This window comes from Kribbella italica (assembly GCF_014205135.1).
In the GTDB taxonomy this organism is placed as follows: Bacteria; Actinomycetota; Actinomycetes; order Propionibacteriales; family Kribbellaceae; genus Kribbella; species Kribbella italica.
Window position 1 is genome coordinate 794,188 of record NZ_JACHMY010000001.1, and the last position, 25,192, is coordinate 819,379.

Annotated in this window: 23 protein-coding genes; 13 read left to right on the forward strand and 10 right to left on the reverse strand. The window is 70.5% G+C overall.

All coding sequences use genetic code 11. From position 1 onward, the window contains the following. Positions 1–55: 55 nt before the first annotated feature. The 3 genes from HDA39_RS03845 to lipA form a co-directional block, all read right to left on the reverse strand. On the reverse strand, positions 56–427 hold the full coding sequence (locus HDA39_RS03845; RefSeq protein WP_184793862.1) for a VOC family protein: 372 nt from the start codon (positions 425–427) through the stop codon (positions 56–58). A gap of 122 nt (positions 428–549) precedes the next feature. Beyond that, complete coding sequence (locus HDA39_RS03850; RefSeq protein WP_184793863.1) at positions 550–1,245, reverse strand: DUF4191 domain-containing protein; 696 nt, start codon at positions 1,243–1,245, stop codon at positions 550–552. Between the two features lie 36 nt (positions 1,246–1,281). Next, complete coding sequence (gene lipA, locus HDA39_RS03855; RefSeq protein ID WP_460658506.1) at positions 1,282–2,226, reverse strand: lipoyl synthase; 945 nt, start codon at positions 2,224–2,226, stop codon at positions 1,282–1,284. 56 nt (positions 2,227–2,282) lie between these two features. Here lipA and HDA39_RS03860 point away from each other — a divergent pair, with 56 nt between their 5' ends. From HDA39_RS03860 to HDA39_RS03895, 8 genes are all read left to right on the forward strand, one after another. Then, on the forward strand, positions 2,283–3,881 hold the full coding sequence (locus HDA39_RS03860) for a sensor histidine kinase (protein ID WP_184793864.1): 1,599 nt from the start codon (positions 2,283–2,285) through the stop codon (positions 3,879–3,881). Continuing rightward, positions 3,878–4,564, forward strand: coding sequence for a response regulator transcription factor (locus HDA39_RS03865; RefSeq protein WP_337925613.1), 687 nt, complete (start codon positions 3,878–3,880; stop codon positions 4,562–4,564). The genes HDA39_RS03860 and HDA39_RS03865 overlap by 4 nt, the downstream gene beginning before the upstream one ends. Before the next feature lie 163 nt (positions 4,565–4,727). Beyond that, positions 4,728–5,480 (forward strand): SDR family oxidoreductase, encoded by a 753-nt coding sequence (locus tag HDA39_RS03870; RefSeq protein ID WP_184793865.1) that lies wholly within the window; start codon positions 4,728–4,730, stop codon positions 5,478–5,480. Positions 5,481–5,565: 85 nt separating this feature from the next. Further along, on the forward strand, positions 5,566–6,432 hold the full coding sequence (locus tag HDA39_RS03875) for an RNA polymerase sigma-70 factor (RefSeq protein ID WP_184793866.1): 867 nt from the start codon (positions 5,566–5,568) through the stop codon (positions 6,430–6,432). Beyond that, positions 6,432–6,776, forward strand: coding sequence for a sigma-70 family RNA polymerase sigma factor family protein (locus HDA39_RS03880; RefSeq protein ID WP_184793867.1), 345 nt, complete (start codon positions 6,432–6,434; stop codon positions 6,774–6,776). The genes HDA39_RS03875 and HDA39_RS03880 overlap by 1 nt, the downstream gene beginning before the upstream one ends. Positions 6,777–6,910: 134 nt before the next feature. Next, positions 6,911–7,792 (forward strand): ABC transporter ATP-binding protein, encoded by an 882-nt coding sequence (locus tag HDA39_RS03885; RefSeq protein ID WP_184793868.1) that lies wholly within the window; start codon positions 6,911–6,913, stop codon positions 7,790–7,792. After that, positions 7,789–8,967: an ABC transporter permease gene (locus tag HDA39_RS03890; protein ID WP_184793869.1), complete on the forward strand. Its 1,179-nt coding sequence runs from the start codon at positions 7,789–7,791 to the stop codon at positions 8,965–8,967. The genes HDA39_RS03885 and HDA39_RS03890 overlap by 4 nt, the downstream gene beginning before the upstream one ends. A 117-nt stretch (positions 8,968–9,084) precedes the next feature. Further along, complete coding sequence (locus tag HDA39_RS03895) at positions 9,085–10,050, forward strand: LysR family transcriptional regulator (RefSeq protein WP_184793870.1); 966 nt, start codon at positions 9,085–9,087, stop codon at positions 10,048–10,050. Between the two features lie 67 nt (positions 10,051–10,117). On the opposite strand, the gene HDA39_RS03900 is transcribed toward HDA39_RS03895, so the two are convergent. Together HDA39_RS03900 and lipB are read right to left on the reverse strand one after the other, a co-directional pair. Next, on the reverse strand, positions 10,118–11,437 hold the full coding sequence (locus HDA39_RS03900) for a hypothetical protein (protein WP_184793871.1): 1,320 nt from the start codon (positions 11,435–11,437) through the stop codon (positions 10,118–10,120). Positions 11,438–11,698: 261 nt separating this feature from the next. After that, on the reverse strand, positions 11,699–12,421 hold the full coding sequence (lipB, locus tag HDA39_RS03905; RefSeq protein WP_184793872.1) for a lipoyl(octanoyl) transferase LipB: 723 nt from the start codon (positions 12,419–12,421) through the stop codon (positions 11,699–11,701). A 119-nt stretch (positions 12,422–12,540) separates the two neighbouring features. Between lipB and HDA39_RS43020 the strand changes: the two genes are divergently transcribed. Continuing rightward, positions 12,541–13,989, forward strand: a complete 1,449-nt coding sequence (locus HDA39_RS43020) for a protein kinase domain-containing protein (protein ID WP_184793873.1) — start codon at positions 12,541–12,543, stop codon at positions 13,987–13,989. A gap of 1,557 nt (positions 13,990–15,546) precedes the next feature. Here the strand turns inward: HDA39_RS43020 and HDA39_RS03915 are convergent. From HDA39_RS03915 to lpdA, 3 genes are all read right to left on the reverse strand, one after another. Next, positions 15,547–16,437, reverse strand: coding sequence for a TIGR01777 family oxidoreductase (locus tag HDA39_RS03915; protein ID WP_184793874.1), 891 nt, complete (start codon positions 16,435–16,437; stop codon positions 15,547–15,549). A gap of 473 nt (positions 16,438–16,910) precedes the next feature. Further along, entirely contained in the window at positions 16,911–18,947 is a 2,037-nt protein-coding gene (gene sucB, locus HDA39_RS03920; RefSeq protein ID WP_184793875.1) for a 2-oxoglutarate dehydrogenase, E2 component, dihydrolipoamide succinyltransferase, read from the reverse strand. A 108-nt stretch (positions 18,948–19,055) separates the two neighbouring features. Next, a complete protein-coding gene (lpdA, locus tag HDA39_RS03925; protein ID WP_184793876.1) occupies positions 19,056–20,441 on the reverse strand; it encodes a dihydrolipoyl dehydrogenase in 1,386 nt (461 codons plus the stop codon). A gap of 425 nt (positions 20,442–20,866) precedes the next feature. Here lpdA and HDA39_RS03930 point away from each other — a divergent pair, with 425 nt between their 5' ends. Beyond that, positions 20,867–21,184: a hypothetical protein gene (locus tag HDA39_RS03930; RefSeq protein ID WP_184793877.1), complete on the forward strand. Its 318-nt coding sequence runs from the start codon at positions 20,867–20,869 to the stop codon at positions 21,182–21,184. A 12-nt stretch (positions 21,185–21,196) separates the two neighbouring features. Here the strand turns inward: HDA39_RS03930 and HDA39_RS03935 are convergent, their stop codons facing one another. Further along, positions 21,197–21,976, reverse strand: a complete 780-nt coding sequence (locus HDA39_RS03935) for a carbon-nitrogen hydrolase family protein (RefSeq protein ID WP_184793878.1) — start codon at positions 21,974–21,976, stop codon at positions 21,197–21,199. Positions 21,977–22,004: 28 nt separating this feature from the next. Here HDA39_RS03935 and HDA39_RS03940 point away from each other — a divergent pair, with 28 nt between their 5' ends. Further along, a complete protein-coding gene (locus tag HDA39_RS03940; protein ID WP_184793879.1) occupies positions 22,005–22,643 on the forward strand; it encodes a GntR family transcriptional regulator in 639 nt (212 codons plus the stop codon). Position 22,644: 1 nt separating this feature from the next. Here the strand turns inward: HDA39_RS03940 and HDA39_RS03945 are convergent, their stop codons facing one another. Continuing rightward, positions 22,645–24,033, reverse strand: coding sequence for an MFS transporter (locus HDA39_RS03945; RefSeq protein WP_238355967.1), 1,389 nt, complete (start codon positions 24,031–24,033; stop codon positions 22,645–22,647). 88 nt (positions 24,034–24,121) lie between these two features. Between HDA39_RS03945 and HDA39_RS03950 the strand changes: the two genes are divergently transcribed. Then, complete coding sequence (locus HDA39_RS03950; protein WP_184793880.1) at positions 24,122–24,805, forward strand: DUF2848 domain-containing protein; 684 nt, start codon at positions 24,122–24,124, stop codon at positions 24,803–24,805. A gap of 28 nt (positions 24,806–24,833) precedes the next feature. Further along, on the forward strand, positions 24,834–25,133 hold the full coding sequence (locus tag HDA39_RS03955) for a cupin domain-containing protein (protein ID WP_337925614.1): 300 nt from the start codon (positions 24,834–24,836) through the stop codon (positions 25,131–25,133). Positions 25,134–25,192 lie beyond the last annotated feature (59 nt).

Here is a 25,192-nt window from a genome sequence, read left to right on the forward strand (position 1 = left end):
GTCAACGCCCATCGGTTACCCACGGGATTCCGGCCCAGACCAGCGCCACGCCGATCTACCCAGCGCGTTGCCCCAGATACAGGTGGTTGCCGTCCGGGTCCTCGGCCCGGGCCTCCCGCTCGCCCCACGGCTGGTCGGTCGGCTCCTGGGTGATCGGCCCGCCGGCCTCCCGGATCGCCGCGACGAGGCCGTCGAGGTCGTCGGTGTAGAGCCAGAGGGCGATCGGCGGGCGGCCCGGCGTACGGACGAAGTCGGGGTCGTGGCCGAGGCCGACCGAGGCCTTGCCGAACTGCACGCTCACGTACGCCGGTGGGCCCTCGGGCGGGAACTGGTACACCAGCTCGCCACCGAGGACGTCGGTGTAGAACGGCAGCAGCCGGGACAGGTCGGCGCTGGTCAGGATCGGGAACACGTCGTCGACGGTCATCGGGAACCTCCTTGTTCACCAGGTTGGATGATGACCTGACGAACGAGTAGGCCCGAAATCAACAAGTACCGGCCACCTATCAGGTGGCCGGTACTTGTGACGTGGCAGTCGTCAGAGCCGGGTCAGCGGCCCTTCATCGCCTGGCGGGCGCCCTTGAGGCTGGTCGGGACCGGCCCCTTCGGCATCGGGACCTGCGGGCGGACGGCGTCCAGCGCCTTCAGCCGCTGCAGCAGGTCGGTGATCTCGGACGGCTGCAGCGCCTGCGGGAGCTTCATCACGTGCTTGGTCAGCTTGCGGATGTCGATCTCGCCCTCGCCGCTGCCGGCCATCACCGTGATCACCGGCGCGCCGCCGGCGACCCGGCTGTGCTTCTTCTGCTCGGCGGTGAGCAGGTTCTTGACCCGGCTGGCCTGTCCCTCGCCGACCAGGACGATGCCCGGCCGGCCGACGACGCGGTGCACGATGTCGGCGTTCTTGGTGACCGCGACGGCGGGCGACACGTTCCAGCCGCGACGCAGCGTCTGCAGCGCCGAGGCGGCCGCACCGGCCTGGCCCTCGATCTGGCTGTACGCCGCCTTCTCGACCCGGCGGCCGAAGACGATCGTGGCGGCCAGGAAGCCGAGCGCGACACCGAGCGGGATCCAGATCAGCGGCGGGCCGACCAGGAGGCCGAGCGCGACGAACACGGCGACCACGCCGAGAAAGATCCCGGCGAGCAGCAGCCCGATCCACGGGTCGGACTTCTTGGTCAGCTGGTACGCCGACCGGATCTGCTTCAGCCGGCTGGTCTTCTCGGCGGACGCGTCGTTCTTGGCCATCTCTACCTTGTCAATCTCTCGCTCGACGGGGTCGTGCTAAGCATCCCGGGTGGCGGAGGTCATCCGCGACTCCACCGCCTGACGGTACAGGCGTCCGGCCCGGTACGACGAACGGACGAGCGGGCCGGACAGAACTCCGGCGAACCCGATCTGCTCGCCTTCGGCCTGCAGCTCGACGAACTCCTCCGGCCGGACCCACCGCTCGACCGGGTGGTGCCGCACCGACGGGCGCAGGTACTGGGTGATGGTGATGATCTCGCAGCCGGCCCCGTGCAGGTCGGTCAGCGCCTGGCTGACCTCCTCGCGGGTCTCGCCCATGCCGAGGATCAGGTTCGACTTGGTGACCAGGCCGTAGTCGCGGGCCTGGGTGATGACGTCGAGCGAGCGCTCGTACCGGAAGCCCGGGCGGATCCGGCGGAAGATCCGCGGCACCGTCTCGACGTTGTGCGCGAACACCTCCGGCCGCGACGAGAAGACCTCGGCCAGCTGCTCCGGGACCGCGTTGAAGTCGGGGGCGAGCATCTCGACGCCGGTGCCCGGGTTCAGCGCGTGGATCTGGCGGATCGTCTCGGCGTACAGCCAAGCTCCGCCGTCGTCGAGGTCGTCGCGCGCGACACCGGTCACCGTCGCGTACCGCAGGCCCATCTTGACGACGGACTCGGCCACGCGGCGGGGCTCGTCGCGGTCCAGCTCCTGCGGTTTGCCGGTGTCGATCTGGCAGAAGTCGCAGCGCCGGGTGCACTGGTCCCCACCGATCAGGAAGGTGGCCTCACGGTCTTCCCAGCACTCGAAGATGTTCGGGCAGCCGGCCTCCTGACACACCGTGTGGAGCTCCTCGGACTTCACCAGCGCCTGCAGCTTCTGGTACTCCGGGCCCATCTTGGCGCGCGTCTTGATCCACTCGGGTTTGCGCTCGATCGGGGTCTCCGCGTTGCGCACCTCGAGCCTGAGCATCTTGCGTCCTTCTGGGGCGATCGTCACGCCCCCCAGAGTACGCCGGGGGTGTCAGGGCCTTCCCACCCGTAGGCTGGTGACTTATGTCAAGTCCTCAGCCGGTGCGTTCCGAGCCCGGCACGCCGCCGAAGACCGGGACGACCGTCCAGGGCTGGGTCCGGCCCGCTCCGACCGCCAAGGAGCAGCGGTACGACGTACTGCTGGGCCTGGTGCTGGCGCTCGCGGGCGTGATCGGGACCGAGCTGGCCCGGGGCATGTCGCCGATGCCGGCCGATCTGGGCATCGGCGGGATCGAGCCGTACGTGCTGAGCGCGGCCGGGCCCCTGGCGCTGTGCTTCCGCCGGCGCTGGCCGATCCCGGTCCTGGTGGTCGTGTCGGTGCTGTTCGTGGTGATGGGGGAGCGGGCGACGTTCGCCTTCACCAGCAACGTCGTCACCCAGGCGACCGCGTTCATGGCGATCTACGCGGCGGTCGCGTGGTCGCGGGACCGGCGCCTGATGAAGGTCTCGGTGGCGCTCGTCCTGGCGGGGATGTTCGGGTGGCTGGCGCTCGGGTTCGTCCGGGCGCTGCGCACCGACGAGTTCAAGGGCGCCAACGACACGCTGCTCGGGCCGTACGTCTCGGGCGTCGTCATCACGCTCGCGATCAACGTCCTCTACTTCTTCGGCGCGTACTTCTGGGGCCGTACGTCGTGGGGTGTGGCCCGGCAGCGGCACGAGCTGCAGCAGCAGGCCGCCGAGCTCGCCGCGCAGCAGCAGGCCAACGCCCGGCGCGCGGTGATCGACGAGCGGTTGCGGATCTCCCGCGAGCTGCACGACGTGGTCGCGCACCACATCAGCAGCATCGGGATCCAGGCCGGCGGGGCGCGGCGGGTGATGGACAAGGACCCGGACGCGGCCAAGAACGCGCTGAGCGTGATCGAGAACTCCAGCCGGACGGCGGTCAACGAGATGCGTCAGCTGCTCGGGATGCTGCGCGCGGCCGATCCGGATCTCGACGACGCCGAGCTCGGCGTACCGGTCGGGAAGGCGCCGCAGGCGGGCGCGGACCGGCTGCCGGCACTGGTCGTCGAGGCGAGCGTGGAGGGACTGGAGGTCGGGTTCCACCAGATCGGGCAGCCGGTGAAGGTACCGGAGACGATCTCGGTGTCGGTCTACCGGATCGCCCAGGAGGCGCTCACCAACGTCCGGCGGCACTCGACCGCGCGGTCCGCCCACGTGACGCTGCGGTACCTGAAGGACGCGATCGAGGTCGAGGTGATCGACGACGGCCGACCCAAGCACGCACCGGTCGGTTCCCGCCTCGGCCACGTCGGCGTCCGGGAACGGGTCGCGCTCCTGGGCGGGGAGTCCGAGATCGGGCCGCGCCCGGTGGGTGGGTTCCGGGTCCGGGCGAGGATTCCCCTGGTGGCGGCGCCGGGCGGTGCGGATGGTTCGGCAGGCGACGAGGGCACGGCCGGAGCGGCCCGCCCGGGCGGTGCGGATGGTTCGGCGGTCGGCGAGCGCACGCTCCCGGCCGGGCTGGTCAGCCCGGAGAGCCCGCCTGGCCCGGGCGGCGGCGCCGAGGTCGCGTCAGCGACGAGCCCGGGCGGCGCCGTCCCGGAGGCCGTCTCCCCTTCCCTCGACCCGGGGGCAGGGGAGACTGACCATTCCGTGCAAGACCGTGAAGGAGCAGCTCAGTGAGTGAGACCGGGACCGCCGCGCCGATGCGGGTGCTGCTCGTCGACGACCAGGACCTGGTCCGCGCGGGTTTCCGGATGATCCTGTCGGTCGAGGCCGACATCGAGGTCGTCGGCGAGGCCTCCGACGGGGAGAAGGCCGTCGAGCTCGCGCTCGAGCTGCGCCCGGACGTCGTACTGATGGACGTCCAGATGCCCGGCCTCGACGGCATCGCCGCCACCCAGCGGATCGTCGCCGCCGACGCCGGCAAGGTCGTCATCCTGACCACCTTCGACCGCGACGACTACCTGTTCGAGTCGCTCGGCGCGGGCGCCAGCGGGTTCCTGCTCAAGAACACCGCCCCCGAGGACCTGGTCGAGGCGATCCAGGTCGTCCACTCCGGCCACGCCCTGCTCGCCCCGGAGGTCACCCGCCGGGTGATCAAGCGGTTCTCCGGCGGCGGCGAGCGCGTCTACCGGCCGGACCTGGTCGCCGACCTGACCGACCGCGAGCGCGAGGTGCTCGGCCTGATCGCCCGCGGCCTGACCAACACCGAGATCGCCGGCCAGCTGTTCGTCGGCGAGGCCACGGTCAAGACCCACGTCTCCCGCGTCCTGCTCAAGCTCGGCCTGCGCGACCGCGTCCAGGCGGTGGTGTTCGCCTACGAGTGCGGCCTGGTCGTCCCGGGCGACGACGCCGCCTCCTGAAACCACAGCAACCAGCACCCCGGCGTACGGAGCAATCAGCGGCCCGGTCTGTGACCGAGGTCGCTCGAGAAACCTTCCCCCGATCGGTCACAGGCGACCCAGCTGTCCTGTCTTTGCTGGTGACCGGGCGGCACCAGGCCCCCGCGACCAACAGGAGACGGACATGAAGATCGTCGTCATCGGCGGCACCGGGCTGATCGGGTCCAAGCTGATCCGCCGCTTCGCCGCGCACGGGCACGACGCGGTCGCGGCCGCGCCGAACACGGGGGTCAACACGCTCACCGGCGAGGGCCTGGACGAGGTGCTGACCGGCGCGGACGTGGTCGTCGACGTGTCGAACTCGCCGTCGTTCGAGCCGGCCGCGGTGCTGGAGTTCTTCACCACCTCGACCACGAACGTGCTGGCCGCGGAGCGGAAGGCCGGCGTCGGGCACCACGTCGCGCTGTCGATCGTCGGCACCGAGCGGCTGCCGGACAACGGGTACTTCGCGGCCAAGATCGCGCAGGAGAACCTGATCACCAGCTCCGGCGTGCCGTTCTCGCTGGTGCACGCGACCCAGTTCTTCGAGTTCACGATCGGTATCGCCGACGCGGCGACTACCGGGTCGCAGGTGCGGATCGCGCCGGTGAAGTACCAGCCGATGGCCGGCGACGACGTGGCCGACGCGGTCGCCAAGGTCGCTGTCGGTACGCCGCTGAACGGCCGGACGGAGATCGCCGGTCCGGACCAGGTCCGGATGGACGAGTTCGTCCGCGAGGCGCTGTCGCTGGCCGGTGACGCGCGCGAGGTGGTCGCCGACGAGCACGCGACGTACTTCGGCTCGGAACTGCTCGAGGGCAGCCTGGTCCCCGAGGGCGAGGCCCAGCTGGGTCACATCCACTACGCCGACTGGGTCAAGGGCCAGGCCGAGCGATGAGCCGACCCGGCGAGCGCTGCGTCCTGCGCGGGGGCGCTGCAGAGCGACGTACCTACGGACCGGGTTGGGGAGTGAAGATAGGCCTGTGAACGACGACCTGGAGGAAGCGGCCCGGGTCTTCAACGAGCTGCGGCCGCGGCTGTTCGGCATCGCCTACCGGATGCTGTCCAGCGCGACCGAGGCCGAGGACCTGGTCCAGGACGTCTGGCTGCGCTGGCAAACCTGTGACCGCAGCGCCGTGGCCAACCCCGCGGCGTACCTGGCGACGGCGACCACCCGGCTGGCGATCAACGCGGCGACGTCCGCCCGGGTCCGTCGCGAGACGTACATCGGGCCGTGGCTGCCGGAGCCGGTGGACACCAGCGCCGACCCGCTGCTCGGTGCGGAGCGCGGGGAGGCGCTGGAGTTCGCCGTACTGATTCTGCTGGAGCGGCTGTCGCCGAACGAGCGGGCGGCGTACGTACTGCGGGAGGCCTTCGACTACCCGTACCCGCAGATCGCGGAGATCGTGCAGCTCAGCGAACTGGCTGTGCGTCAGCTGGTCAGCCGTGGACGCAAGCGGGTCACCGGCGAGCGCCGTACGCCGGTTGACGAGGGGGAGCAGCGCCGGCTGCTCAGTGCCTTCGTCAGCGCTGCCCGGACGGGCGACCTGGTCGCACTGGAGAGCCTGTTCGCTGCGGACGTGTCCAGCTACTCCGACGGCGGTGGGATCGTCCGGGCCTCCAAGTTCCCGGTGCACGGGGCGGAGCGGGTCGCCAAGTACTACAGGGCTTTCGCCGACCGCTTCTGGGTCGGTGTCGATGTGGAGCTTGCCACGGTCAACGGCTCGTCGTCGGCCCTGCTGCGGCTCGACGGCCGGCTGTTCGCCATGGTCACCGTGGTGGCCTCGGCCGAGGGCATCGACCGGATCTACTGGCAGATGAACCCGACCAAGCTCGCTGGGGTGGGCTGATGATCGACCACCTCGTCGCGGCCCTGCGGTCGGGACAGGTGGAACCCCTGCTCGCGCCCGGCGCCGTACTGGTCTCCGACGGCGGCGGGCAGGTCGCCGTACCGCTGCGGCCTGTCCACGGCGTCGGAGAGATCGCCCGGGTGATCACCGTCCACTGCACCCGCCCCGGCGCCGACCTGTCCGTCGAGCGCGTCAACGGCCTGCCGGCGATCGTCGTACGGCGCTCCGGCCGCGCCCAGGCGGTGCTGTGCCTGGACGTCGCCGACGAGGTCGTCACCCACCTGTGGCTGATCCTCAACCCCGCCAAGCTGACCGCCTGGCACCGGGATCCCTCCTGCGGATGACCCCGCTGGTCACACTAAGGACCGACGTGCGGACGCCTCCGGCTGACTAGCGTTGGTACCACTCCCACGGCGGGAGTGGCTGGGCGCTGGTTGCCTGGTCCGGGGGCCGAAGCAGCAGAGGAACGGTGAACAGGATGCTGAGCGTTGCTGGGCTGACCCGGCGGTTCGGTGATCACCTCGCACTCGACGACGTGACGTTCGACGTCGTACCAGGGCGGATGACCGGTTTCGTCGGGGCCAACGGAGCCGGTAAGACGACGACGATGCGGATCATGCTCGGGGTGCTCGCACCCTCGGCGGGGCAGGCGCTGTGGGACGGCGCACCGCTGACCCACGCGATCCGCAGCGACTTCGGCTACATGCCGGAGGAGCGCGGGCTGTACCCGAAGATGAAGATCCGCGACCAGCTGGTCTTCTTCGGCCGGCTGCACGGGCTCGACCCGGTGCGGGCGGGGGAGCGGACCGACAAGATCATCGACCGGCTCGGCCTGACCGAGCGGTCCGGCGACACGCTGGAGACGCTGTCGCTGGGCAACCAGCAGCGCGTCCAGATCGCCGCCGCGCTCGTGCACGAGCCGATCGCGCTGGTGCTCGACGAGCCGTTCAGCGGGCTCGACCCGCTGGCCGTCGACGCGATGGTCGACCTGCTCCGCGAGGAGGTCACGCCGGAGGTGCCGGTGCTGTTCTCCAGCCACCAGCTCGAACTGGTCGAACGTCTCTGCGACGACCTGGTCGTGCTCTCCCGCGGCAAGGTCGTCGCGGCCGGGTCGGTGGCCTCGCTGTCGGCCGGCTCCAGTACGACGTACCGGCTGGTCACCGATGTCGACGCGGGCTGGCTGCGCGACGTCCGGGGGATCAAGGTGCGCGACGTGGACGGCTCGTCCGGGCTCTTCGACGTGGTCGAAGCGGGCCAGGAGCAACAAGTTCTGCAGCAGGCGATGAGTCGCGGGCAGGTGCTCGAGTTCGGGCCCGAGCGCGTGGCGTTGAGCGACGTCTTCCGGGAGGCGACCCGATGAACGACCAGAAGCAGGGTTTGCGGCATCCGTGGCAGCTGGTGGCGCTGCGGGAGATCAGCACGAAGCTGCGGGACAAGACGTTCATCGGCTCGACGTTGTTCATGCTGGTCGTGGTGATGCTGGCCGTGATCGTCCCGGCGCTGATCTCCGGCAACGGTTCGCCGGACAAGATCGCCGTCGTCAACGACGCCGGCGCGCGGATCGTGCAGGCGGCCGACCAGTTCAACGGGGACGACGCGCTCGAGACGACCCGGGTGGCCGACCGCGCCGCGGCCGAGCAGGCCGTGACCTCCGGTGACGCGAAGGCGGCGCTGCTGCCGGCCGACAACGGGTACGTCGTACTCGGGGACGACCAGGTCGACAGCGGACTCCAGAACGCGCTGCGCGAGGCGGTGACCAACCTGGGGATGTTCGACAACGCCGCGAAGGCGGGGCTGACGCCCGAGCAGCTGCAGGCTGGTACGACGGTGCAGGAGCAGCTGCTCAACCCCGGACCGCTGCCCGAGATCGTGGCCGAGTTCGTCAACATCGGGCTCGCGCTGGCCTTCTACATGACCGCGCTCGGCTTCGGCATGATGATCGCGCAGAGCGTCGTCCAGGAGAAGGAGAGCCGGGTGGTCGAGATCCTGGCCGCCGCGATCCCGATCCGGGCGCTGCTGTGGGGCAAGGTGGTCGGCAACACGGTGATGGCGCTGTCGCAGATCGTCGTGATCGCGGCCGCGTCGCTGATCGGGCTGCTGGTGACCGGGCAGGCCGACATCCTCGAGGTGATCGCGCCGGTCGCGGGCTGGTTCGTGGTGTTCTTCGTGCTCGGGTTCCTGGCGCTGGCCGGACTGTGGGCCGTTGCCGGCTCGCTGGCCACCCGGCAGGAGGATCTCGGCTCGACCACGCTGCCGGGGCAGATGATCCTGATGGTCCCGTTCTTCTTCTCGGTCTTCGCCGGCGGGACGGCCAAGACCTGGGCGTCGTTCGTACCGATCGCGTCGTCGATGGCGATGCCCGGGCGGATGCTGACCGAGGACGTGCCGCTGTGGCAGCCGCTGGTGGCGATCGTGCTGCTGCTGGCCGCGACGGTGCTGATCATCCGGCTCGGGGCGAAGCTCTACGAGCGGACCCTGCTGCAGACCGGGCGCAAACTCGGTTACCGAGAGGCGCTGACCCTCAAGACGTCCTGACCGCTGTTACTTATCGTCACAGCCGGGCAAACGTTACAGACAATTGCCCGGCTGTGACATAACCGCAACACGCGTCAACTGTGTACTGCGGCGTAACCTCGACTACGGTCCCAATGCATGAACGTCGAGCTGCGCCACCTGCGGGTGGTGGTCCTGGTGGCAGAAGCGGGGTCCGTCGGTCGGGCCGCCCGCTGGATGAAGGTGAGTCAGCCCAGTCTGACCGCGCAGCTGAAACGGATCGAGTCGGCGTTCGGCGGTGAGCTGTTCGAGCGCTCCCGCACCGGCGTCACCCCGACCCCACTCGGCCGGTACGCCGTGGACCGGGCCCGGGCGATTCTGGTCGACGTCGATCACCTGTCCGCGACGGTCTCCGCGATGACCGCGGTGGAGTCCAGCGCGGTCCGGCTCGGCGGCTTCCCGACCGCGCCGATGTCCGGGATCGCTTCCCGGCTGCGCGACCACGGCGAGATCGAGCAGGTCAGCATCGAGGTCGAGTGGTCGACCAGCGTGCTGCTGCAGCAGCTGGAGAGCGGCCGGCTCGACTTCGCGCTGCTGCGCGAGTTCCCCGGCTTCGAGCTGCGGCTGCCGACCGGCGTCGATGCGTGCACGATCGTCGAGTCCGAATCGGCGTACGTCGTACTGGCCGCCGACCACCCGAAGGCGATCGCCAGCCGGCACCGCGGCGACATCGACCTCGCCGACCTGGCGGGGGAGGAGTGGATCGGTGAACCGCCGGACGACAGCGGTTTCCACGTCCTGTTCCGCGCCTCGTGCGAGCAGGCCGGCTTCACCCCGCGCATCGAGCACCACTCGGTCGACACGTCGGTCCTGATGGGCTTCGTGACCAGCGGTCAGGGCGTCGCGCTGATCTCGCCGACGTCGTACCGGATGCTCTCCAGCGACGTGACCACGCGGCCGATCGCCGGTGATCCGATCCATCGCCGCCTACTGCTGGCGTGGAGCACCGACTCGCCGCGGGCGCAGATGGCGTCGGACGTGTGCCAGATGGCCATCCACGCGTACGACGAGGCTTTCGCCGAACACGCCCGCTGGGGGCAGCACCAACGCATGCACGTTGCCTGAGGCGCACAACGAAGGCCCGGTCGCTTGGTAGCGGCCGGGCCTTTGTTTGTGTAGGTGGTGCGGGTGCTCAAGCTCCTGCTGGTCTGAACTGGCCGACGAAGAACTCTCCGGTGTCTTCGGGATCGTCCATCCGCTCGCGGTACTGCTGCCCGACCTCTTCCTTGGGCCGCACGAAGGACTGCTGGCCGTGGTTCTTGGGGGCCTCAGGCTGCGGGGTCTCGGGCTGCGGGGCTGCGGGCTGGGGAGGCTCGGGCCGCAGGGCCTCGGGCTTGGGTGCTTCCACCTTCGGCTCTTCTGCCTTCGGAGCCTCGACCGGCGGTGCTGCTTGCGTCGGGGGGTTGGCCGGCGGTGCAGCCGGTGCCGGGCTCACTCCAACCGCAGTCGCCCCCGCCGCTGTCGGCGTTGCTGCGGCCGGCGGCTCATCGTCCTTGTCGTCCTCAACAGCTTCAGGCGCCTCGGCAACCGGCACCTGCTGCGTCTCGTCCCGATTCACCGGCACTTGCTGCGTCGCATCCGAGTCAGCCGCGACAACCTGCGTCTCCTCAGCCTGCGGGCGTTGGTCCCCGGCAACGACCTGCGTCTCGTCGGCCTGCGGGCTCTCGCCCGCTGCAACGAGCTGCGTGTCCTCCGGGTCGCTCTGCTGCGCTTCAACCCGCTGCGGCTCGTCCCGCTCCGGCGCGACCTGCACCGTCTCGTCCGCATCGTTGCTCACCGCACCGACCACCGCGGTGGTCTCCCGCCCGCCCCGCGCATCCGCCTCAGCGAACTGCATCGTGTGCTCGTCCGCCTGGCTCCGCGGCTGCACCGGCGCCGGCTCGTCGTCGAACAGGTCGTCGTAGCTCGTGTTCCCGAAGTTCTGGAACCGATTGTCCGCGGCAGCCGGCGGATACTCAGCAGCAACCGGCGGCGCATAAACAGCAGCGACCTCAGCCTCCTGCTGCGCCTGCGCGAGCTCCTGCTCCCGCTGCCGCCGCTCGGCCTCGGCCCGCTCCCGCCGGCGCCGCCGTACCGACTGCACGATCAGCTGCACGGCGTACACCAGCGAGATCACCGCGAGGATCGGCACCACGCCGTTCAGCGTGTACGTCTTGACGCCGTCGATCATGCCGGTGGTCACGCCCGGGACGTCGTTCAGGAAGTTCGTCGTCCGGTTGGGGATCCAGTGCACCGCGTAGATCATCGCGCCGAACGTCAGCGCGGCACCGAGCGCGGCCGCCCCGGAGAAGTACGACACCACGGCCCAGAAGATCAGCGCTCCGATGCCGTAGGCAAGCGCCATCTCCTTCGCGTTCAGCTCGATCCCGCCGTCGGCAGTCAGCACTCCGAACGCGGCCGGCCCCGCCAGCGCCACGACGATCCCGAGAAGGAAACCAAGGAATTTGGACACGTCCCCACCGTAGCGACGTTTCCCCCACAGACAGCGACGACACTTCGGCGCCCCGCCCGACCTTCACCTACGGTCGGTCACCGAACCTCAAAACCCCATAAATCCAGGCCCAACCCACCCGAAGGCCAACACCCAACGCCCTCGGCGGCGGGCTCGTCGGCGCCGGGCCCTCGCGACAATGCTATCCCCCGCCGGCCTCACAAGTACCGGCCACCGCAGCGACGCTCACCCCACGGGAGACACAACAGCTCCCCGGCGCACCTACGGACTAACAGCCAACCCGTACGTGATCCCCGCCGGCGCCGCCTCCACGTGATCCAGATCAGGCGTCCGCTCGTACTCGTCCCACGCCAGCATCCGATCCAGCTCCCGCCGTACCGCCACCAGCACCTCGGTCACGCCGACATCCCGCCCAAGCTCCTTGGACAACGTCGTCACGTCGGCGTCCGAGATCCCGCACGGCACGATCCGGTCGAACCACGCCAGATCGTTGCCACAGTTCAGCGCGAACCCGTGCATGGTCACGCCCTGCGCCACCCTGATCCCGATCGCCGCGATCTTCCGCTCGCGCCCACGCTCGTCGGCAGGAACCCAAACCCCACTACGCCCCTTGACCCGCCCAGTCTGTACGCCGAACTCAGCGCACACCGCGATCAAGGCCTCCTCCAGCCGCCGAACGTAGTCCACCACGTACACGTGCGAGGCCAGCTTGACGATCGGGTACCCCACGAGCTGCCCCGGCCCGTGCCACGTGATCTTGCCGCCCCGGTCCACGTCCACCACCGGCGTACCGTCCACGGGCCGCTCGTGCGGCTCGGTCCGCTTGCCGGCCGTGTACACCGGCGGGTGCTCGAGCAGGATCACCGTGTCCTCACCGGTGCCCTCGGCAACCGCGGTGTGCAGCCGCCGCTGCTCGTCCCACGCCTGCTCGTAGTCAACCGCCTCGGCGCCGAACCCGGCCTCCACGTACTTGATAGCCCTCACGCGTTCGAGTGTATGCCTCGCCCTCATCCCGACGTCGCCCACTGTCCACGGCCCCCGCCCGGACGCCCACCTGTGGATAACTCAACGGCCGACACCGACGATTCGTGCACCCTCTTGGCATGGCACTCGACGACATCGCCGGCTACAGCTTGCGCCGGAAGCTCGGGTCCGGATCGGCCGGCACCGTCTGGCTGGTCCGCGACCTCGCCTCCGGCCGCCACGCCGTTCTCAAACGCATCCCCACCCCGACCATCACCAACCCCACCGTCTTCGAGCGGGACCTCACGACCCTGCTCGCGCTCAACCACCCGCACATCGCCCGCCTGATCGAAGTCCGCCAGTCCGAGTCCGACTGGCTCCTCTTCGGCCAGCACATCCCGGCAGGCAACCTCACAGCCCTCTTGGGCCGACGAGGCGACCTCTCCCTGGGCGAGCTCGTCACCCTGATCAGTCCTCTGGCCGAAGCCCTCTCACTCCTCCATCACAAAGGCCTCCACCACGGCCGCCTGACCCCCGCCAACATCCTCTTCGACGCCGACGGCCGTCCCGTCATCACCGACACAGCCCTCCGCTCCCAAGACCCCACCACCACCCAAGCCGACGACGTGAGAGCCCTGTCAGCCCTCACCCAGCTGGCCGCCGGCACGACCACGCCGTTCCCCGCCACCCTCTTCACCCACACCACCGTCCCAACCCTGGCCCGCAAAGTCTTGGACCTCTCCCCACCCACCCCTCTCAACCTCGCCTTCCCGGACCACTCCGCCGCCGCCGAACTCCCACCCACGCCCAATCCCCTTCTCACCCCAAGGCCGGCCCCCGCCCCGACTCCAATCTCCACCCCCAGCGTGATCCCCACCGCCCACCCCCGCCGCCCCAACAGCCGCCGCAAACCCCGCCGAGACAGCACCCGCCGAGACAGCACCCGCCGAGCCCGCCGCGACAACACCACCCGCCTCAACCAGATCCTCGCCAACACCACCCACCGAGCCCCCCGTTCCCGCCGAACCGCCTACGGAGTACTAGCCGCCGCAGCCCTCGCGGCCCTAGTAGTCACCGCCCTGGCGCTAACCACCCTCGGCATCCTCGACACCCCCACCACCAACCCAGCAGCAGCCGCACCCCCATCACCCACGCCCACCACCCCAACCTCTGCCAGCCCAGCGCCCGTGGTCTCGCCCGCACCCTCACCCAACTCCAAAGCCTGGCAACAAACCCTCGAAGCCCTCGACCAACGCCGAGCCCACGCCTTCTGGACCCTTAACCCCGCCGAACTGGACACGGTCTACCAACCAGGCAGCCACCCCTGGACCACAGACCGAGCCGCCCTGGCCACCTACCAAGCCCAAAAGATCCGAATCGCCAACCTCCGCTTCCACATCGAGCACCTCACCCAAGAACCCACCCCCGGCCCCACCATCACCCTCCGAGTCACCGACCGCCTCATCTCCGCCACCGCCCTGACCCCCACCGGCAAGACCCAACTCCCACCCGGCCCACCCACCACCCGCCGAATCACCCTCACCCCAACAGGCAAGACCTGGCGCATCACCACCATCACCCCCGCCTAAACCCCTTGAAAACAAACGCAACCCAGGAGACTGATCCGAATGTCGTACTGCGACGAGCGCCCCGCAACATCGATAACCGCCAGCGAAATGCTGTCACCCCTCGACGCCGCCCAAACCAACCTCACCAACCTCCAGCCCCCACCGCCTGCAGCTGCTAACGGCCCGAGAAGCCAACCTTCCCGCCCCCGAAACCAGCACCCGCGACCCGGCCCACCCGAGCCCTCCAACGAGCCCCGACCCGGAAGTCATCTCCCTCCAGCACCCCTCAGCCACCGCAGATCCCACACCCAACTCCAGGACGCCGCCGACCGGCCGCAGACCTGACGCCCGCCCCGCTGGTGCTGAACCGGGCCGACGAACCCACCCACGTCGCACTGCTGGCGAGTAGCCCCTCGAGCCCCAAGCGGCGTACCGACGCGAGCTAGCCAACCTCAGCAGAACCGCCCAGCTCCAGCACGCCGCCGACCTGCCACAGAGGAGCCCGAGCCCACCCGGGCCGTACCGCTGGCGAGTAGCCCACCCAGCCCAAGCGGCGTACCGACGCCGAGCTAGCCAACCTCAGCAGAACGCGCCCAACTCCAGCGCGGCGCCGACCTGCCGCAGACCAGCCCGAGCCCACCCGCGCCGTACCGCTGGGCGAGTAGCCCATCCAGCCCGAAGTGGGGTACCGACGGCGAGCAAGCCAACCTCAGCGAGCGGCGCCGGTTCCTGGACGAGCTGTTCGCCCGCGGACACCGCGGATGGCCGGCGTCCGGCAGATCGCGCCCCATCTCCAGCGCGGCTGACCTTCCGCAGGCCAGCTCAAGCCCAACCGCGCCGTTACGCTGGCGAGCCCATCCGGGCGGAGGTGCCGTGCCGACGGAGAGCTGGCCAGCCTCGGCAGATCGCGTCCAACTCCGGGACGCCGCCGACCTGCCGCAGACCAGCTCGAGCCCGCCCCCGTCGTACCGCCGGCGAGTAGCCCCGTCCGGCCCGAAGGGGCGTACCGACGACGAGCAAACGAACCTCAGCAGAACGCGCCCAACTCCAGCAGGCTGCCAACCTGCTGCAGACGACCTCGAGCCCGCCCGCGCCGTCCCGCTGGCGAGGCAAGCTGGATCGCGATCACCGCGGGCCAAGGCGAACCCCGCGGCGTACATCAGCAGCCCGGGCAGGCCATGCGGCGAGCAGGCCCGACTAGGCCTCAAGCACCGTGTCTGGTCAGTACAGCAAGCGCACCGCGTCTGGTCAGTACAGCAAGCGCACCGCGTCTGGTCAGTACAGCAAGCGCACCGCGCGGAGCTTCTCCACGATCTCGCGGGTGGCGCGGTCTTCGTCGCGCCGAACCAGACGTCGACCTGGCACAGCGAGAACGTCGCCGGGGAACTGGCAGCTCGCCGCGGCGATTGCGGCGTCGCGTTGGGGATCGACGGGGACGGGCAGGCGGACAGACGGGCAGGGCAGGGCGGGAGTTGGCCGGTGCGCGCGGCAGGTCGGGCGGGAGTTGGGTGGAGGTACGGGCAGGGCAGGCGAGAGCAGGTTGGGGCGTGGGCGGGTGGGTTCGCGGACTAGGGCGGGCTAGTCAGTGAGGGCTGCTGCTATGGCCTGTTGGGGAGAGGGGTGGGTGAAGGTGAAGCCGGTGGTTTGGAGGGTGGTGGGGAGGGCTCGTTTGCTGCCCAGGAGTTCCCAGGCGAACTCGCCCAGCAGGGTGGTGAGGGCTTTGGCGGGGACGGGGATGAGGGCGGGGCGGTGGAGTTGGGCGGCGAGGGTTTTGGTGAGGGTCTGGTTGGTGATGGGGGTGGGGAGGGTGATGTTGACCGGGCCTTCGACGGTGGTGTGTTCGGCGACGTGGCGGACGGCTCGGAGCCAGTCGGTGAGGGAGACGACGGGGAAGTACTGGGTGCCGGGGCCCAGGCGGCCGCCTACGCCTAGGCGGAAGGGGAGGGAGAGGAGTTGGAACGCGGGGGCCTGGCGGGCTAGGACTATGCCGGTGCGGAGGGTGGCTACTCGGCAGCCTGCAGCGCGGGCGGGGTCGGCGGCGCCTTCCCAGACGCGGACTACGTCGGCGAGGAAACCGTCGCCGAGCGGGGAGGACTCGGTGAGGAGATCGTCGCCGCAGTCCGTGCCGTAGCCGCCGATGCCGCTCTGGGTGAGGAAGGCGGGCTTGCGGTCGAGTTGGGCTGCCGCCTCGGCGAGGGTGGCGGTGGTGCGGACGCGGCTCTCGCGGATGGTTTTGCGGTACGTCGGCGTCCAGGGGCGGCCGATGTTCGCGCCGGCGAGGTTGATGAGGACGTCGGCGCCGGCGAGGGGCTTGGGGTCGAGTTGGCCGGTGGTGGGGTTCCACTGGAGTTCGTCGGGGGAGGCGGGGGTACGGCGTACCAGGCGGGTGACTTGGTGGCCGTCGGCAACGAGATCGCGGGCGAGCGCCGTACCGAGGAAGCCGGATGCGCCGGCCAGGACGTACTTCACGCGAACCTCCGGGAGATGAGCAGAACGGGCCAGGGAGACGGACGGTCAGTTGGTGCTGGGGGAGATCGGGTGGGCTCTGTTAATGGGTGGGGCGGAGGGGAGTAGCCGGTGTGCTGCTGTGGAGAAAGTGCGGAGAGAAGGTGCGGTGAGGTGGTGGAGAGGGCGCCGGGGAGGGGGAGGGGAACTCAGGGAAAGCGCAGCATGTAGGTGCAGGAGAAATGCAAGACCCGCTGCGGGCGGGTGGCCCGAGCGGGTCGGTTGCAGTGGGACTGGGGCGCTGAGCCGGCCGGTGGGCTGGCGTTGGGCGACCGGTGGACGGTGCTGAAGTGATTTGACGCCCCCGAGCGATGAGCACTGGGCCGACCTGGGTGGTACGGCGCCAGGAGTGTTGGCGCCGTACCCCAGGTGGATGGTGCACAAGGCCTGGGGTCGTGCCCGAGCGGCGCCGAGGTGGGCTCGGCGCCGTGCCGGGGTCAGACGTCGAACTGGGCTTCTTCCAGGCGGGACTTGACGGCCGTCAGGTAGCGGGCGGCGTCGGCGCCGTCGACCAGGCGGTGGTCGTAGGTGAGGGCCAGGCAGACCATCTGGCGGATCGCGATGGTTTCGCCGAGCTCGGGGTGGGTGATGACGACCGGGCGCTTGACGACCGCGCCGGTACCGAGCATGCCGACCTGGGGCTGGTTCAGGATCGGGGTGTCGAACAGGGCGCCGCGGCTGCCGGTGTTCGTGATCGTGAACGTACCGCCCGCCATCTCGTCCGGCAGCACCTTGTTGTTGCGGGTGCGGTCGGCGAGGTCGGCGATCTTCTTGGCCAGGCCGGCGATGTTCAGGTCGCCGGCGTTGTGCACGACCGGGACCATCAGGCCCTTCTCGGCGTCCACGGCGATCCCCAGGTGCTCGGCCGCGTGGTACGTGACCTCGCCGGCCTCCTCGTTGATCGAGGCGTTGAGCTTCGGGTACTGCTTCAGCGCGTCGATCGCGGCGAGCGCGAAGAACGGCAGGAAGGACAGCTTGACGCCCTCGCGGGCGAAGAACTCGTTCTTCTTCGCGGTGCGCAGCTTGGCGATCTCGGTGACATCGACCTCGACGACCGTGGTCAGCTGGGCGGAGACCTTCAGCGAGTTCACCATGTGGCTGGCGATCGCCTTGCGGATCCGGCTCATCTTCTCGGTGGTGCCGCGCAGCGGGCTGACCGGCGCCGTGGCCGCGGGGGCCGCTGCTGCCGGGGCTGCTGCCGCGGGGGCCGGGGCGGCCTTGGCTGCTTCAGCCGCGGCGATGACGTCCTGCTTGCGGATGCGGCCGCCGACGCCGGTGCCCTGTACGGCGCCGAGGTCGACGTTGTTCTCCGCGGCGAGCTTGCGGACCAGCGGGGTGACGTAGTTCGGACCCTCGGAGGAGGAGCCGTTGGAGCTGGCGGCCGGAGCCTGGGCTGCCGGGGCCTGGGCGGCGGGCGCCTGGGTCGGCTGCGGGGCGGGGGCTGCCTGCGCGGCCGGGGCCTGCGTGGGGGCCTGGGCCGGCGGGGCCTGCTGCGGGGCCGGAGCCTGAGCAGTTGGTGCCTGGGCGGGAGCCTGAGCCGGGGCGGCCTGGGGGGCCGGAGCCGCCTGCGGGGCGGGGGCCTGGGCTGCCGGAGCCGGGGCCGGGGCCTGGGCTTCCTGGGCGGGAGCTTCCTGCTTCGGCTGCTCGACCGGGGGCTCCTGCTTCGGAGCCTCCTGGGCGGGGGCCGCGTCGCCGGAGCCGACTACTGCCAGCTCGGCGCCTACCTCTACCGTCTCGTCTTCGGCGACCTTGATCTCGAGGAGCTTGCCGGCGACCGGCGACGGGATCTCGGTGTCGACCTTGTCGGTGGAGACCTCGAGCAACGGCTCGTCGACGGCTACGTCGTCGCCGACCTGCTTGAGCCAGCGGGTGACGGTGCCTTCGGTGACGCTTTCGCCGAGGGCGGGGAGGGTGACAGAGGTGCCACCGGAGGAGCCGGAGCCGCCGGAGGACGCTTGGGTGTCCGCCGGTGCCGATGCGGCCGGGGAGGCTGCGGGGGCTGAGGCCGCTTCGGCCGGAGAAGAGTTGGAGGTGTTGTCGCCGGAGGCCTGCGCCTGCGGCTCGGCCGGGGCCGCCTGCGCCTGCTGCTCGGCGGGGGCCTGCTCGGCCGGGGCGGCCTGCTGTGCGGCCGGGGCCTCGGCGGAAGCTGCGGGCTGGTCGGCGGCGGGAGCGGACTCGGTCCCGCCGGCCTGGTCGGCGGAGTCTGCCGGGACAGAGTCGCCACCGGTGGATTCGCCGGCGTCGCCGATGACGGCCAGTTCGGCGCCGACCTCTACGGTTTCGTCCTCGGCGGCCTTGATCTCCAGGAGGGTGCCGGCCACGGGGGAGGGGATCTCGGTGTCGACCTTGTCGGTCGAGACCTCCAGCAGGGGTTCGTCGACGGCAACCGTGTCACCGACCTGCTTGAGCCAGCGGGTGACGGTTCCTTCGGTGACGCTCTCCCCGAGGGCCGGCAGGGATACAGAGGTCGGCATGACGGTCGTTGCTCCTTCGTCGATCGGTCTCGAAGTCAGCCTACGGTGCCGCCGGAACGGGGCGCCGCCGGGTCACGGCGGACACGCCCGTTGCGGCGCACCACCAACTTACTCGTGGAAGTGCAAAGGCTTTCCGGCCAGCGCGAGGTGCGCTTCGCCGAGGGCCTCGTTCTGGGTCGGGTGGGCGTGCACGAGCGGCGCGACGTCGGCCGGGAACGCTTCCCAGTTGTAGATCAGCTGGGCCTCGCCGATCAGTTCGCCGACCCGGGAGCCGACCATGTGCAGGCCGACCACCGCGCCGTCCTTGGCCCGGACCAGCTTCACGAACCCCTGGGTCTTCAGGATCTGGCTCTTGCCGTTCCCGCCCAGGTTGTAGTTGAGGACCTCGACCTCGCCGTACGCCGTCCGCGCCTGCTCCTCGGTCAGGCCGACGGACGCGACCTCCGGCTCGGAGTAGGTGACGCGCGGGATGCCGGCCTCGTCGATCTGGGCCGGGTTCAGCCCGGCGAGGTGCTCGGCGACGAAGATGCCCTGCTGGAAACCGCGGTGCGCGAGCTGCAGCCCGGGCACGATGTCGCCGACGGCGTACACGCCCGGCACGCTGGTCTGCAGGTTCTCGTCGACCGTGACGAAGCCGCGGTCGAGCGCGACGCCGACCTCCTCGTACCCGAGCCCGGCGGTGTTCGGGCCGCGGCCGACCGCGACCAGCAGCAGCTCGGCCTCGATCACCTCGCCGCCGGCGACGGTCACCCGGACGCCGTTGTCGGTCACCTCGACGGACTCGAACGACGTACCGGTCTTGAAGCCGATCTTGCGCTTGCGGAACGCCCGCTCGAGCGTCTTGCTGCAGTCGGCGTCCTCGGCCGGGACGAGTCGCGGCAGCGCCTCGACGACCGTCACCTTGGTCCCGAACGAGGTCCACGCGCTGGCGAACTCGACACCGATCACGCCGCCGCCGAGCACTACCGCGGACTCCGGCACGCGGTCCAGCGTCAGCGCGTGCTCGCTGGCGATCACGCGGTGGCCGTCGAGCTCGAGGCCGGGGAGCGAGCGCGAGTACGAGCCGGAGGCGATGATCACGTTCTTGCCCGTGTACGTCGTGCCGCCGACCTCGACCGTGGTCGGGGAGGTCAGCCGTCCCTCGCCCTCGATCACGGTGATCCCGCGGGACTTGATCTGCCCCTGCAGGCCCTTGAACAGCCGGTCGACGACGCCGTCCTTGTACTTGTTCACGCCGCCCATGTCGACGCCCTCGAGTGTCGTCCGGACGCCGAACTGCTCGCCCTCGCGGGCGGAGTCGGCCACCTCGGCGGCGTGCAGCAGCGCCTTGGTGGGGATGCAGCCACGGTGCAGGCAGGTCCCGCCGAGCTTGTCCTTCTCGACGAGGGCAACGGACTTCCCGAGGACGGCGGCGCGCAGCGCGGCGGCGTACCCGCCACTGCCTCCGCCGAGAATCACCAGGTCGTAGGTCTTGCTGTCTGCCGTGGTCGTCACAGGTTCCTCCGTGGGTCAACAGGTCGGCGGGCGGCCCCGGGTCGCGGAGTTCCGGCCCGGCGTCATCTTGTCACCGAGCGCGCGGTGCGTCGTGCCCGGGCTCGCCGTACGGCGGCTGCTGTTTGCCGGCGCGTCCGCTCAGGGTGCCGAGCGGCGGTCCGGTGTCCGGCGAGGCGGCTGAGCGAAGTGAGACGCCGTCCGAACTTCTTCGGCCGGGACCGCGTCGTACTCAGCAGCCCGTACGACGGGCCGTCCGGAGGCGGGGGTCCTCGGGGGACCGGACGGTTCGGGAGCCACGTGCGGCCGCGGTCGTGGCCGTCCTCGGCGAGGAGGACGGCGGCAGCGAGGGGTGGCCGCGGCGGCACGTGGTGGGCGCGCTCCGTTGGATCGGCGACGAATTTGCACGAATAGGGGACACTTTGTCCATGAAGTGGTTCGGTCGCCGGCAGAAGCCCGGCACGTTGCGCAAGTCGGACAACCCCGACCAGGCGCATCTGCGCGAGTTCGTCCAGACGCGGCAGGGCGTCGAGGGGTTCGTCGAGCCGCGTACCGCCGTCACGGAGTACACGATGCTCCTGGTCGCCGTCGACGGCGAGTGGACCCGGCGCCGGGTGCCCTCCGTCGAGTGGGCGCACACCTTTGCCAACAAGCTGGGGATCCCGTCGTACGACGCGGCCGTGGTGGGGTACCCGCCGCGGATGCGTGAGTACAACGCCCGCCAGAAGAAGAACGGGCTGGCTTAGCGGTCCGGCGGGCTAGAGGATCGGCACGCGTTGGCGGGTTGAAGCAGCCAGCTCGGTGTCGACCGTGCCCAGCAACAGGCCGGGCTCCGAGCCGAGCCGCGCGTTCACCCGTCCCAGCGGGTCGGCGAGCACGCTCCGCCCGATGCCCAGCGGATCAGTCCCGGCCGGCGGAGTCCACGCCTGGTCGCACGCCAGCAGCCAGGCCTGCGCGTCCGACGCGCGTGCCCGGGTCAGCAGGTCCCACTGCTCCTCCTTGCCCGGCCCGGCGCCCCACGAAGCCGGTACGACGAGCAGCTCCGCGCCCAGCCGCCCCAGCGCGCTGAACTGGTCCGCGAACCGCAGGTCGTAGCAGGTCGCCAGCCCGACGGTCACGCCCCGAAGGGCGAACGTCACCAGCTCCTTGCCAGGGGCAACCAGATCCGACTCCCGCGAGCCGAAGGCGTCGTACAGGTGGATCTTCCGGTACGACGCCTCGACGCCCGGCCCGGTCGCCAGCAGCGTGTTGAACACCCGCCCGTCGGCCGACGGCTCGAACAGCCCCGCGACGACGACCACGCCGGTCTCCTCGGCGACCTTGCGCAGCCCGGTCGCGAACGGCCCGTCGAGCGGCTCGGCCACCGCCCGCAGGTCGCTCCCGAACGCCGCGAGCGTCGCCTCCGGCAGCGCGACCAGTTCGGCCCCGGCGTCAGCGGCCCGGCGTACGGCGTCGGTCGCACCGGCTAGATTGGCGACCGGGTCAGCGCCGGCCAGGATCTGGGCGGCGGCGACCCGCAGCGTGGACACAGATGTCATGAACCCTCCAAGGCTGTATACATTGAGTATGCAATTGAGTGGGGACTCCGGCCGCGACCGCGCCTACCAGTATCTGCGGGGGACCGTGCTGAGCGACCCCGCGGTCTCCGGCACGTTCATCAACGAGCAGGCCGTCGCGACCGAGGTCGGGGTCTCCCGGACGCCGGTCCGCGAGGCGCTGCTGATGCTGGCGGCCGAGGACCTGGTGCAGCTGGTCCCGCACCGCGGCGCGTTCGTCGCGCCGGTGCCGGGCCGGGAGATCGCCGAGATGATGCAGGCCCGCGGGGTGATCGAGTGCTGGGCGGCGACGAGCTGCCAGGCGGCCGGTACGGCGCCGGTCGCGTTGATGTCCGAGGTCCTGGAGGAGCAGCGCTCGATCGTGGAGTCCGGCGATGCCAGGGAGTTCATCGAGCTGGACAGCCAGTTCCACGCGCTGCTGATCGGGGCGACCGGCAACTCGGTGCTCATTCGCCTGTACGACAGCCTGCGGGCACGGCACGTGCTGCTGGGCGTGGTTGCGCTCCGGCGCAGTGCCACCCGTCGCCAGGAAGTCCTGACCGAGCACCAGGCCATCGTGGACGGCCTGGCCTCCGGCGACACCGCGGCAGCCGAGGCGGCGATCCTCCGCCACCTCGACACCACCGGCCGCATCCTCATGCACGGCTGAGTCATGCCGTAGCCACAGCGTCCTGCGGGCCGGCTTCGACGTCGTCCTGGACCGCTCGGCCCAAGCGCAGCCCGACCAGTGTCACCACGCACGCCACCACGATGTACGCCGCGATCACGTACCCCGTACCGGCCTTGGCCAGGAAGTACGTGAACGCCAGTGGCGCTAAGGCTCCGCCGATGACGCCCGCGAAGGTGTACGCGAGTGAGCTGCCGGTGTAGCGCAGCCGGGCGGTGAACTGCTCGGACACGAACGCCGCCTGCGGCCCGTACATCAGCGAGTGGAACACCAGCCCGATCACCACACCGGGCAGCACGGTCGCCAGCGACGACGCGATGGCGAAGAACACCACGCTCCACACCGCCCCGCCGACCGCACCGATCCCGTAGATCAGCCGGCGCCCATACCGGTCGGACAGCCAGCCCGACAGCGGGATCAGCCCGACCTGGAACGCCGAGCCGACCAGTACGGCGGTCACTGCCTGGCCGCGGCTCATGTCGAGCTCCTGCGTCGCGTAGGTCAGCACGAACACGGCGAACATCGCGTAGAGCACGTCCGGCCCGACCCGCGCCAGGATGGCCGCCACCAGCCCGCGGCCCTGCGTCCGCAGCACCTCGGTGACCGGCGCGGTCGGCCGGTCGCCGCGCGCCTCCAACTCCTTGAACACCGGAGTCTCCTCCAGCTTGGTCCGGATCAGCAGACCGAACCCGACCAGTACGGCGGACAGCAGGAACGCGACCCGCCAGCCCCAGCTCAGGAACGCGTCCTCGGACAGTGCGCCGGCCAGCACAGCCAGCACGCCGTTGGCCATCAGCGTGCCCAGCGGCGGCCCCACCTGCGCGGCCGACGCCCAGAAGCCGCGCTGGCCGGCCTGGCTGAACTCACTGCTGAGCAGGACGGCTCCGCCCCACTCACCGCCGACTCCGACGCCCTGCACGAAGCGCAGGAACACCAGCAGGGTCGGCGCGATCGCACCGGCCTGGGCGTGTGTCGGGAGCAGTCCGATGAAGAAGGTGGCGACGCCGATCAGCAGCAGGGTCGCGACGAGCACGCGCTTGCGGCCGATGACGTCGCCCAGCCGGCCGAAGAAGATCCCGCCGAGCGGGCGGGCGACGTACCCCACGGCATACGTCGCGAAGGCCTGCAGGGTTCCGGTCAGCGGGTCGCTGCCGGGGAAGAACAGGTCGCCGAAGACGAGCGCGGCGGCGGAGCTGTAGACGGCGAAGTCGTACCACTCCAGCGACGTGCCGGACAGGCTCGCGGCGAAGGCCTTGTACAGACTCCGGCGATCGCCCTGAGCCGCGGCGGGCGGGTGCTGCGGGCCGGGGGCGACCGGCGTGGAGCCGGTGGGCGGTGAGCCGTCGGGCGTCTTGCCTGTGGGCGTCGGCATCGATTGGACCTCCTTGGGACGATGCTCCATACTCGTCGTATACAACGTGTTCACGCAAGCTGCCGCACGATAATCGGTGGAGGTTCTGATGTCCCAGGTTCTGCGATTCACGCTCCCGGACGGGTCGGTGCGGGAGATCGAGGTGCGGTACGCCCTCAACGCCGGGTACGCCGGGCGCGACACCGAGCAGGTTCAGCACCACGTCGACGAGCTGGCCGAGCTGGGTGTGCCTGCGCCGGGCCGGATCCCGACGCTCTACCCGCTGTCGGCGTCGCTGGTCAGCCGGCCGGAGGTGGTCCAGGTCGCGCACGGGCGGACGTCGGGGGAGGCGGAGTGGGCGCTGGTGGTCGGCGACGGGCCGGACGACCTGCTGCTGACTGTGGCGTGCGACCACACGGATCGGGCGCTGGAGGTGCACGGGGTCGCCTGGAGCAAGCAGACGGCGCCGGACGCGCTGGGCGATGTCGCGTGGCCGCTGGCGTCGGTGGAGGGGGAGCTGGATGCGTTCACGTTGAAGGCGTGGGTGCGGCACGGCGACGGGGAGCAGCTGATCCAGGACGGCACGCTGGCGCAGCTGCTGCCGCCGTCGTACTGGGTGAAGGAGTTGGGCGACCTGCTGCGGCCCGGGACGGTGCTGTTGAGTGGGACGATCCCGATGATCGCGGGGGTGGATCAGTTCGCCGACGCGTGGCGGGTGGAGCTCACCGACCCGCGCGGACTGACCAGCCGGATCGAGTACGCCGTCGAGCAGCTCGCCGCGGCGTGGGACTGAAATGAAGGCTGAGCGCGAATTCTTTCCCGTGGACCAGGTCGAATGGACCGACGCCGGGAACGGCATCAGCCAACGGATCCTGAGCGAAGGACCCGAGGACAACCTCACGCGGATCGCCCGCTGGGCTCCGGGGACGACGACCGACGAGGTGATCCGGCACGAGTACTTCGAGGAGGTCTACCTGCTGGAGGGCTCGCTGACGGATCTCACGCTCCAGCGGACGTTCGGTCCAGGTGAGTACGCCGCGAGACACCCGGGGATGCCGCACGGCCCGTACAGCACGGACGAGGGCTGCACGATGCTGGAGATCCGCTACCCGGCCGGGTAGGAAGGGTCCAGCTGCCCGCGCGCCGACTGCCGTCCCGGCGCGCTGGTGAGCGCGCCGGG

Coding starts and splice junctions, on each gene's coding strand:
- HDA39_RS03845 (WP_184793862.1), bottom strand. CDS start 427: ATGACCGTCGACGACGTGTTCCCGATCCTGACCAGCGCCGACCTGTCC.
- HDA39_RS03850 (WP_184793863.1), bottom strand. CDS start 1,245: ATGGCCAAGAACGACGCGTCCGCCGAGAAGACCAGCCGGCTGAAGCAG.
- HDA39_RS03860 (WP_184793864.1), top strand. CDS start 2,283: ATGTCAAGTCCTCAGCCGGTGCGTTCCGAGCCCGGCACGCCGCCGAAG.
- HDA39_RS03870 (WP_184793865.1), top strand. CDS start 4,728: ATGAAGATCGTCGTCATCGGCGGCACCGGGCTGATCGGGTCCAAGCTG.
- HDA39_RS03880 (WP_184793867.1), top strand. CDS start 6,432: ATGATCGACCACCTCGTCGCGGCCCTGCGGTCGGGACAGGTGGAACCC.
- HDA39_RS03885 (WP_184793868.1), top strand. CDS start 6,911: ATGCTGAGCGTTGCTGGGCTGACCCGGCGGTTCGGTGATCACCTCGCA.
- HDA39_RS03890 (WP_184793869.1), top strand. CDS start 7,789: ATGAACGACCAGAAGCAGGGTTTGCGGCATCCGTGGCAGCTGGTGGCG.
- HDA39_RS03895 (WP_184793870.1), top strand. CDS start 9,085: ATGAACGTCGAGCTGCGCCACCTGCGGGTGGTGGTCCTGGTGGCAGAA.
- HDA39_RS43020 (WP_184793873.1), top strand. CDS start 12,541: ATGGCACTCGACGACATCGCCGGCTACAGCTTGCGCCGGAAGCTCGGG.
- sucB (WP_184793875.1), bottom strand. CDS start 18,947: ATGCCGACCTCTGTATCCCTGCCGGCCCTCGGGGAGAGCGTCACCGAA.
- HDA39_RS03930 (WP_184793877.1), top strand. CDS start 20,867: ATGAAGTGGTTCGGTCGCCGGCAGAAGCCCGGCACGTTGCGCAAGTCG.
- HDA39_RS03935 (WP_184793878.1), bottom strand. CDS start 21,976: ATGACATCTGTGTCCACGCTGCGGGTCGCCGCCGCCCAGATCCTGGCC.
- HDA39_RS03940 (WP_184793879.1), top strand. CDS start 22,005: ATGCAATTGAGTGGGGACTCCGGCCGCGACCGCGCCTACCAGTATCTG.
- HDA39_RS03945 (WP_238355967.1), bottom strand. CDS start 24,033: ATGCCGACGCCCACAGGCAAGACGCCCGACGGCTCACCGCCCACCGGC.
- HDA39_RS03950 (WP_184793880.1), top strand. CDS start 24,122: ATGTCCCAGGTTCTGCGATTCACGCTCCCGGACGGGTCGGTGCGGGAG.